General features: G+C 61.8%; 1 protein-coding gene. It reads right to left on the reverse strand.

What is annotated here, in order from left to right; genetic code table 11:
- Window positions 1-552 (reverse strand): type VI secretion system tip protein TssI/VgrG (gene tssI, locus RG807_RS17680; RefSeq protein WP_309046054.1); only part of this gene is annotated, 552 nt, incomplete at both ends.

Raw genomic sequence — 552 nt, forward strand, 5'->3', positions numbered from 1 at the left:
TCCGGGTCGCCATCGAGGAAGGAGACGATCACTTCGTTGCCGATTCTGGGCAGGGCCATGAAGCCATACTGGCCGCCGGCCCAACCCTGGCTTACGCGCAACCAGGCGCTGCTGTGTTCGTCGTTCTTGCTGTATCTGTCCCAGGGGAAGCGCACTTTTACCCGGCCAAATTCATCGCAGTGGATTTCTTCCCCTTCCGGGCCGGTCACCAGGGCGATTTGCGGGCCGTCCATCAGAGGGCGATGGCTAACCGTTGGCCGCCAGGTTTTGTCGGCGGGTACGACACTGAAGGTGTTGTGGTAGGTAGTGGGGCCAGAACCGCCCTCTTCTTCCATGGCTTGGGGCTGTTTACCGGTGTGGGTAACCGCCGTAAGCAACCAGTCCCGATTCAACTTGGGGTTGTCGTGTTCGGTGAGTTCGGTTTTGGCACCGCAGGTGAAGTCTGCGCGGTTGCTCGCGCCGGTGGCGGTGCTGGCGTCGTTTCTGAGGGCGTCCAGCCTGGCTTCGGTAAACGGCTGGCCGCTGGCGTCGGCTTTGAAACGGCCCGGGTAA

This window comes from Marinobacter sediminicola (genome assembly GCF_031157525.1).
Classification (GTDB): Bacteria; Pseudomonadota; Gammaproteobacteria; order Pseudomonadales; family Oleiphilaceae; genus Marinobacter; species Marinobacter sediminicola.